The sequence below is a fragment of the Mycobacterium sp. Root265 genome (assembly GCF_001428895.1).
Taxonomy (GTDB): domain Bacteria; phylum Actinomycetota; class Actinomycetes; order Mycobacteriales; family Mycobacteriaceae; genus Mycobacterium.
In genome coordinates this window covers 96488-105338 of the sequence record NZ_LMJA01000010.1, presented here as the reverse complement: position 1 = coordinate 105338, position 8851 = coordinate 96488, and the positions used below count along the sequence as shown (strand labels likewise).

Sequence of the window (8851 nt, the reverse complement as noted above, 5' to 3'; positions counted from 1 at the left end):
CGATACTTTCGACTGCCGTGATCTCGTCATCTGACACTCCTTCTGACATGTCGCCAGTCTTACCCCGACGAACATGACAAGAAGTTTGAGTCAGTAGAAGCGCGTAGAATCGAACACAAGTTCGAATGCGACGTGGCTCCCAACGCAACACGGTGAGCCTCAGACCGCGACTTCGGTCGCCGCGAGGTTCGACGGTCCTGCGGGACTGTCGAACTGCCTTGCCTGATCGTGCCGTTGTGCACCTTCTGTGAAAGCCGGTATCCGCCATGGACGCCACGTACCTCGAGACTGTCATCGATGCGCTCATCGATGACCTCACCCCGACGCCTGCGCTCGACGAGGTCGCCGACCGCACGTTGTTTCATCTGTTGGACCGTCCCCGGCGGGTGATCGATGAACCGGCCCTGCTCGCGGTGCTGGTGGCTGCGGTCACCGCTCGCAATCTGTTCGATCATGTGATCGCTCAAGCGGTCGCGGCCGCTGAGCGCCTCGGGATCCCCGCACGACGACACCTGAGCTCCGGGGCCGATTTACTCACCAGCCTGGGGGTATCACCTGGTGCGGCGTACCGAGCGGCGCGGGTGGGACGCGCCGCACACACGCTGCCGGCTCTGACCCAGGAACAGCGCCTCGGTGGGATCGGCATCGAATTCGTGGATGCGGTCGGTAAGGGGGTCACCCACATCAACAACCGGGTGCCCTTGTCCGAGCAGGACAGAGCGGCCGTTGTCACGAAGTTGATGATCCAGACCACGCCTGCGCAGGTGGACAAGAAAGCCCGCGAAATCGCGATCGATAAATCCGCCGCCCGACCGCCCGAAGATGGCGCGGTGCCGGTTGCTGAGAACAGTGACCTCAACGAGATGACCGTCGTGCAGACCGACGACGGGCGGGTCAGTGCCACTCTCGATCTCGATCTGCTGACCGGTGAAGAACTGATGACGGCATTGGATCCGTTATGCCGGCCCGTGCCGCTGCCCGACGGATCCCCCGACCCCCGCCCGGCGGGTAAGCGGCGCGCGGACGCGTTCGGGCAGTTGATGCGTACTTATCTGTCGAATTCGCGTCGGCCGACCTCCGGTGGAGTGCTCCCGCACGTCACCCTCATCCGTAGCGATGGGCGCGTAGACACCCTCGGCTTCGCCGGACCCGTCAGCGCGTTGACTGCCGAACTCATCACCTGCGACAGCACCCTGACTTCGGTGCTCGTCGATTCGGCCGGGGTGCCACTGGACGTCGGGCGCGCCGAGCGTCTGTTCACGCCCATCATCCGGAAAGGGTTGGCCGTACGCGACTGTGGCTGCGCATACCCCGGCTGTGGCCGACCGGTCTCCTGGTGCGACGCCCACCACATCACCCCCTGGGCCCACGGGGGCACCACCAGCCTGGACAACGGAGTGCTGCTCTGCCGACTGCACCACACCGCGATCCACCACGGCGGCTGGCAGGTCTACCTCGGCCCCGACCGCCACCCCTGGTTCATCCCACGCCGCAAACCTGGCGAAGCAGAACCGACGCACCTGCGCTCCCACGCCCGACGCACCATGACCATCCTGCCCGCTGCCGCCTAAACGCTTTGCGCACCTTGACAACTACACAGTGAACACCAAATGACGGCGGGAGCCGGCGCACAGTGCAGAGCCGGACCCGCCACGACGAACCCCGCTGTCTTTGACCCCAGGCGACCCGTGACCTGCGCCGTGGGTGTCTAGAACGTCTTGGCCAGCCGGTCGGCGAGAATGGCGGCGAAGCGCGCCGGATCGTCGAGCGACCCACCCTCGGCGAGAAGAGCTGTGCCGTAGAGCAACTCGGCAGTATCGCTGAGCCCGTCCGGTGACGACGCCAAGGCGTCCCGCAGACCGGTGACGAGGGCATGGTCGGGGTTGAGCTCCAGGATGCGTTTGCCCACCGGCACCTCCTGACCGGAGGCGCGGTACATGCGCGCCAACTGTGGGGTGATGCCGAAGGCGTCGGTGATCAGGCAGGCCGGCGACGAGGTCAGTCGGGTCGACAGCCGCACTTCCTTGACATGCTCGTCGAGTGTCTCCTGCAGCCAGGTGAGCAGGTCGGCGAACTCGGTGCGGTCGGCGTCGGCCTCGTCGTCTGCGGAGCCGAGATCGACTTCGCCCTTGGCCACGGACTGCAGCGCCTTGCCGTCGAACTCCGGCACCGACTCGACCCACACCTCGTCGACCGGGTCGGTGAGCAGCAGCACTTCATATCCCTTGGCCTTGAATGCCTCCAGATGAGGGGAGTGCTCCAGCAATTGGCGTGATTCGCCCGTCGCGTAGAAAATCTGTTCCTGGTCGTCCTTCATCCGGCGCACGTAGTCGGCCAGCGTCGTCGGAGTGTCCGGACTGAACGTCGACGCGAACGACGACAGCCCGAGCACGGTGTCGCGGTTGTCGGTATCGGTGAGCAGGCCCTCCTTGAAGGCGCGGCCGAACTGTGTCCAGAAGGTCGCGTAGTCGTCCGGGCGGTTGGCCTGCAGGTCCTTGATCGCCGAGAGCACCTTCTTGGTGAGGCTGCGCCGGATCACCTTGATCTGGCGGTCCTGCTGGAGAATTTCACGAGACACGTTGAGCGACATGTCCTGTGCGTCGACGACACCCTTGACGAACCGCAGGTACGGCGGCACCAGCTCGTCGCAGTCGCCCATGATGAAGACACGCTTGACGTACAACTGCACACCGGTGTGCCCGTCGCGGTTGAACAGGTCGAACGGCGCCTGGGACGGGATGAACAACAACGCCTGATACTCGAAGGTGCCTTCGGCCTTCATGGAAATGACATCGAGTGGCTCATCCCAGGCATGGGCGATGTGCCGATAGAACTCCCGGTACTCCTCGTCGGACACCTCGCTCTTGGACTTCGCCCACAAAGCGGTCCGCGAGTTGATGGTCTCTGTCTCGACGGTGAGGGTCGGCTCGCCACCGTCCTCGGTGGCCGGGACGGTCTTCTCGACCTCCATCCGGATCGGCCAGGAGATGAAGTCGGAGTACTTCTTGACCAGCTGCCTGATCTTCCACGGCGCGGTGTAGTCGTGCAGCTCGTCGTCGGCGTCCTCGGGCTTGAGGTGCAAGGTGACCGACGTGCCCTGCGGAGCGTCGTCGACGGTGGCGATGGTGTAGGTCCCGTCGCCGCTGGATTCCCAACGGGTGGCGGTGCTCTCGCCCACCTTGCGGGTCAGCAGCACAACCGAGTCGGCCACCATGAACGTCGAATAGAACCCGATGCCGAACTGGCCGATGAGGTCGCTGACCTCACCCTGCTGCTGCGCCTCACTGAGCTTGCGGCGCAGTTCGCCGGTACCGGACTTGGCGAGCGTGCCGATCAGGTCGACGACCTCGTCACGGGACATCCCGATGCCGTTGTCGCGAATCGTCAGCGTCCGAGCCGCGCTATCCGCGTCTATCTCGATGTGCAGGTCGGAGGTGTCGACCTCCAAGTCCTTGTCCTGGTACGCCGCGAGCCTCAGCTTGTCCAAGGCGTCGGAGGCGTTCGAGACCAGTTCCCGTAGGAACGAGTCCTTGTTGGAGTAGATGGAGTGCACCATCAGCTGCAACAGCTGACGGGCCTCGGCCTGGAATTCCCGCTGTTCGACCTGCTCGCTCACAGCCCGCGATATTACGTGCGGCGGGCAGGAGCGCAGCGACCCGGGGTTGGACCCGGCCCTGCTCACCCGAACTGCACGCCTTGGGCGAGCGGCAGCTCGGATGAGTAGTTCACGGTGTTGGTCGCCCGGCGCATATAGGCCTTCCAGGAGTCCGACCCGGACTCCCGGCCGCCGCCCGTCTGCTTCTCGCCACCGAACGCGCCACCGATCTCGGCGCCCGAGGTGCCGATGTTCACGTTGGCGATACCGCAGTCCGAGCCGTCCGCGGCCATGAACCGCTCCGCCTCACGGATGTCGGTGGTGAAGATCGCCGACGAAAGGCCCTGCGGCACGGCGTTGTTCAACTCGATCGCGGAGTCCAGATCCTCGTAGGTCAGCACGTACAGAATCGGGGCGAAGGTCTCGTTGTGCACCACCTCGGTCTGCGCCGGCATCCGGACCAGCGCCGGGGCGACGTAGTACGCGCCCTCGTCACCCATCTCGTGGCGGTGCCCGCCGATGACCTCGCCGCCGTCGGCACGCGCGGCCTCCAGCGCACCGACCATGTCGCGGTAGGCGCGGGCGTGGATCAGCGGACCCACCAGAGTGCCCTCGACGGAAGGGTCACCGATGGGCAGCGTCTTGTAGGCCGCCGCGACCCGCCGACACAGCTCATCGGCGATCGAGGAGTGCGCGATCACGCGTCGCATCGTCGTGCACCGCTGACCGGCCGTCCCGGCCGCCGAGAACACGATCGCGCGCACCGCGAGATCGAGATCCGCCGACGGGGTGACGATGGCGGCGTTGTTGCCGCCCAATTCCAGCAGTACCTTGCCGAAACGGCGAGCCACCCGCGGGCCGACTTCCTGACCCATCCGCACCGATCCGGTGGCGCTCACCAGCGCGACCCGCGGATCGTCGACGAGCTGCTCGCCGATCTCGCGGCCACCCTGGATGAGCCGGGCGACGTTCTGCGACGCACCCACGTCGGCACAGGCACGCTCGATCAGCGCCTGACACGCGATGGCGGTCAATGGGGTCAGCTCGGATGGTTTCCAGACCACGGTGTCCCCGCACACCAGCGCGACGGCGGTGTTCCACGCCCACACCGCGACCGGGAAGTTGAAGGCGGTGATCACGCCGACCACGCCGACCGGATGCCAGGTCTCCATGAGCCGGTGGCCGGGCCGTTCGGAGGCGATCGTCTTGCCGTAGAGCTGGCGGGACAACCCGACGGCGAACTGGCAGATGTCGATCATCTCCTGCACTTCGCCGAGTGCCTCGGAGGTGATCTTTCCGGCCTCCACGGTGACCAACGTGGCGAGATCGGTCTTGTGCTCGGTGAGCAGTTCGCCGAGCCGCGCCACCAGCGCGCCACGGACCGGAGCCGGAGTGGTCCGCCAGCCGAGGAATGCGGCGGCAGCGGCGGCAATGGCGTCCTCGGTCTGCGCTGCGGTGTGCTCGGGAACCGAGAAGAGCACGTCGCCGCTGATCGGGGTGCCCGCAGGCAGCCCCGGCTCGCCCGGTGCCCCGAGCCGGGCGTCGGCGCCGATCGCCTGTAGCGCGACACGTACCTGGTCGCGAAGGTCATCGGCGGTGGGGAGAGTACTGGTCTGCACGACGGTCATGATGCCGCTTTCTCGTAGAGGGCGTAAGGGTCGTGGATGTGGTGGTCGATGGCGCCCGACATCCAGTCGAGGCTGTAGCCCGGCTGGTCGGACTGCTGCACCGGCTCGGCATCGGTATCCAGATTCGAACGGAAGATGCCGGCCGCAGATGCGGGCAGAAAATCCTCGTAGACAACGGGTTTCGCCGGGTCTCCGCCGCGGTAGTAGGCGAGCCCCGCAGCGGCCATGGCGGCATCGGTATCCGGGAAGTACTCATCCCAGCGCTGGGGGTCGGCCATCGCGGCGTCGTAGCGTTCGCGACCCGCCGGGGTGAGCGCCACCCCGCGAGCCTCGACCTCACCGAAGCGCACCCGCAGGGCGCCGTCGAACACCGTGCCGTCGGTACCGCGGAACCGTCGCGGTTCGGCGAGGGCCCGAAACGAGGTCTGTCGCAGTAGTACTGCGGGCCCGGCGGTGCGCGGTGGTCCCTGGATCGCGTCGATCATGGTGACGCCCCGAGCGGTCATCCGGGCATACAGCTCATCGATGTCCAGCACGCGGGGCGTGAGGTGGTTGATGTGGGTGGTGCGCACACCGGCGATGTCGGCGGCCACCGCCGACACCGCGGCCAACTCCTCGTACCAGGCCTTGTCGATCGGTGCGCGGGACAGCGCGAATGCCGCGGCGGCACGGCGCACGAAGTCCTCGGCATCCTCGCGCGGGCAGCCGTCGGCGGCGATGCGGCGGGCTTGGCCGATCAAATCCGGGTCGAAGAGTTGTCGCCGGGCGATGAAGGTGCCCATCCTGGTCTGCAGGTCGGGGGAGAAGAACCGGGCGTCGTCGGTGGCAAGCATCGAGGTGAACACCCGGAAAGGGTTGGCGTCCAACTCGTCCGAATCGATGGGGCGGAACGCCGTGGACACCACCGGAACCGGTGACGCCGCCTCGCGGAGATCGTAGAAGCCGACCGGGAGCATGCCGAACGCCGCGAAAAGGTCGGCCGCGTCGGCAAGTTCGGCGGCACTACCCACCCGGATCGCGCCGTGGCGTTCCGCGGTGACCCGCGCCGGCGACCCGAGCGCCTCCGAGCCGGTGTGACCGCGGTTCACCTCGGAGGTGACCTCGACCAGGGTGGTGTAGGCGGGAACTTCGGCGCCGTACATGTGCGACAGCGCAGCGGCGAACGATGCGCGCAGCTGTGAAGTGGGCACGGTCATCTGCGATAGTCTCCGGCCATGGTCGACACCGAGCACCTCGACGACATCGATCGGATCCTGGTGCGGGAGCTCATCGCGGATGGACGCGCGACGCTGGCGCACCTCGCGACGACCGCGGGGCTGTCGGTCTCGGCGGTGCAGTCGCGGGTGCGTCGACTGGAATCCCGCGGCGTGGTGACCGGGTACACGGCCCGGATCAACCCCGAGACCGTCGGACACATGTTGTCGGCGTTCGTGGCCATCACTCCTCTTGATCCCTCTCAACCCGATGACGCTCCGGCCCGGCTGCGCCACATCGATGAGATCGAGTCGTGCTATTCGGTGGCCGGCGATGAGAGCTATGTGCTGCTGGTGCGTGTCGCCTCGGCGCGGACCCTGGAAGACCTGCTGCAACGGATCCGCACGGCGGCCAATGTCCGCACGCGAAGCACCATCATCTTACAGACTTTTTACGATGGAAGAACCAACCTGCCGGAATAGTTCCTGTTTGATGGTGGGTAGAGCGTAAAAATTGCGTTAGGATGGCGCCCATGACCGCTGTTCTGACTTCTGCCGACCACCAGCGCCCCGCCGAGATCCCGGCCCGCCAGGTGCACGATGTGCTGGGCCGCAACATGCTGGCCGACGGCATGGATCTGGTGCTCGATCTCGAACGATCCCGAGGATCGGTCCTGGTCGATGCCCGCGACGGCCGGCGCTACCTGGACATGTTCACGTTCTTCGCCTCGTCGGCGCTCGGCATGAACCACCCGGCCCTGGCCGACGACGAGACCTTCCGCGCCGAACTGGCGCAGGCGGCGGTGAACAAGCCGAGCAACTCCGATATCTATACCGTGCCGATGGCGCGATTCGTCGAGACCTTCGCCCGGGTGCTGGGTGATCCGGCGCTGCCGCATCTGTTCTTCGTCGACGGGGGAGCCCTCGCCGTCGAGAACGCGCTGAAGGTGGCCTTCGATTGGAAGAGCCGCCACAACGAGGCCCGCGGCATCGATCCGGCGCTGGGCACCCGGGTCCTGCACCTGCGCGGCGCCTTCCACGGCCGCAGCGGCTACACGATGTCGCTGACCAACACCGACCCCAACAAGGTCGCCCGCTTCCCTAAGTTCGACTGGCCGCGTATCGACGCGCCGTATCTACGGCCGGGCGTCGACATCGCCGAGCTGGAGGCCGAGTCACTTCGCCAGGCGCGTGCCGCATTCGAGGCGCACCCGCACGACATCGCATGTTTCATCGCCGAGCCGATTCAGGGCGAAGGCGGTGACCGGCACATCCGGCCCGAATTCTTCGCGGCCATGCGTGCACTGTGCGATGAGTTCGACGCACTGCTCATCTTCGACGAGGTGCAGACCGGGTGCGGTATCACCGGAACTGCCTGGGCCTACCAGCAATTGGGCGTCACCCCGGATGTGGTGGCCTTCGGTAAGAAGACCCAGGTGTGCGGTGTGATGGCCGGCGGACGCGTCGATGAGATCGTCGACAACGTGTTCCATACCAGTTCCCGGATCAACTCCACCTGGGGTGGCAACCTCACCGACATGGTGCGCGCCCGGCGCATCCTTGAGGTCATCGAATCCGACGAACTGATCGCCGACGCCGCCGTGGCGGGACGGCGTCTGCTGGACCGGCTGCGCGAGTTGACCGGTGAGTTCCCCGACCGTGTGCTCGATCCACGGGGCCGCGGGCTGATGTGCGCGTTCAGCATGCGCACCGCCACCGAGCGGGACGAACTGATCCGGCGGTTGTGGGACCGGCAGGTGATCATGCTGGCCAGCGGTACGGATTCGGTGCGGTTCCGGCCGGCCCTGACGGTGACCGCCGCCGAGATCGACACCGCGGTGGACGCGGTGCGCGACGTCCTCAGCGGGATGTAGTCAGCCCGCGGATCAGCCCCTTGAGTCTGGGGATGTCCGCCCCGGTGACCAGGATGCAGTCGTGTCGTTCGGCCAGTTTCCTTGCCGCAGGCGTGAACTCGTTGTTGGTCACCACCATGGTGTGAGTGCAGTCCTGCATCGCGGCACCGGCCACCACCTCTTGGACGGCGCTCGTGCCGACCGGACGGTTCATCCGTTTGCACTGCACGGCAAGACGTTCGGGGCGACGACCGATGATGAGGTCGACACCCCAATCGCCGGTGATCGAGGTCATGATCACCGGGGCGCCGCAGGAGCGGGCGATGCGGGCGATGTAGTCCTCGAACTCGGTTCCCGACATGGTGTCGATCGGATTCTCGTCGGGAGCCGGGGTGCGCAACCCGGATAGGAAATGCGGCACCGTCGCCACCGTGAGCGGCGCGAGCAGTGCGGCGGTCAATGCCAGTTGCCACCTGGCGCCCGCGGCATATGCCGCGGCACCGGCCGTGATGCCCACCGCGAGAACGATCTTGATCCGCACGCTCGCATGGTAGGCGACGGCTCCGACAGGCCGATCGGACG

7 protein-coding genes are annotated in these 8851 nt (G+C 66.4%); 3 read left to right on the top strand and 4 right to left on the bottom strand.

The window, feature by feature from the left end:
• The first annotated feature begins 266 nt into the window (after positions 1 to 266).
• Complete coding sequence (locus ASE48_RS11710) at positions 267 to 1571, top strand: HNH endonuclease signature motif containing protein (RefSeq protein WP_057167252.1); 1305 nt, start codon at positions 267 to 269, stop codon at positions 1569 to 1571.
• 137 nt (positions 1572 to 1708) lie between these two features.
• Here ASE48_RS11710 and htpG read toward each other — a convergent pair whose 3' ends face one another.
• The 3 genes from htpG to hglS all read right to left on the bottom strand — a co-directional run bounded on the left by htpG (position 1709) and on the right by hglS (position 6419).
• Entirely contained in the window at positions 1709 to 3616 is a 1908-nt protein-coding gene (gene htpG, locus ASE48_RS11705) for a molecular chaperone HtpG (RefSeq protein ID WP_057167251.1), read from the bottom strand.
• Between the two features lie 62 nt (positions 3617 to 3678).
• Complete coding sequence (gene amaB, locus ASE48_RS11700) at positions 3679 to 5223, bottom strand: L-piperidine-6-carboxylate dehydrogenase (protein ID WP_057167250.1); 1545 nt, start codon at positions 5221 to 5223, stop codon at positions 3679 to 3681.
• A complete protein-coding gene (gene hglS / locus ASE48_RS11695) occupies positions 5220 to 6419 on the bottom strand; it encodes a 2-oxoadipate dioxygenase/decarboxylase (protein ID WP_057167249.1) in 1200 nt (399 codons plus the stop codon). Before hglS ends, amaB begins: the two co-directional genes overlap by 4 nt.
• Before the next feature lie 18 nt (positions 6420 to 6437).
• Between hglS and ASE48_RS11690 the strand changes: the two genes are divergently transcribed.
• Together ASE48_RS11690 and lat are read left to right on the top strand one after the other, a co-directional pair.
• Positions 6438 to 6899, top strand: coding sequence for an Lrp/AsnC family transcriptional regulator (locus tag ASE48_RS11690; RefSeq protein ID WP_057167248.1), 462 nt, complete (start codon positions 6438 to 6440; stop codon positions 6897 to 6899).
• Positions 6900 to 6949: 50 nt separating this feature from the next.
• Positions 6950 to 8290, top strand: coding sequence for an L-lysine 6-transaminase (lat, locus tag ASE48_RS11685; protein ID WP_057167264.1), 1341 nt, complete (start codon positions 6950 to 6952; stop codon positions 8288 to 8290).
• Here the strand turns inward: lat and ASE48_RS11680 are convergent.
• Positions 8277 to 8810, bottom strand: a complete 534-nt coding sequence (locus ASE48_RS11680; RefSeq protein WP_057167263.1) for a restriction endonuclease — start codon at positions 8808 to 8810, stop codon at positions 8277 to 8279. The two genes, lat and ASE48_RS11680, sit on opposite strands and share 14 nt — an antisense overlap.
• Positions 8811 to 8851: the final 41 nt, after the last annotated feature.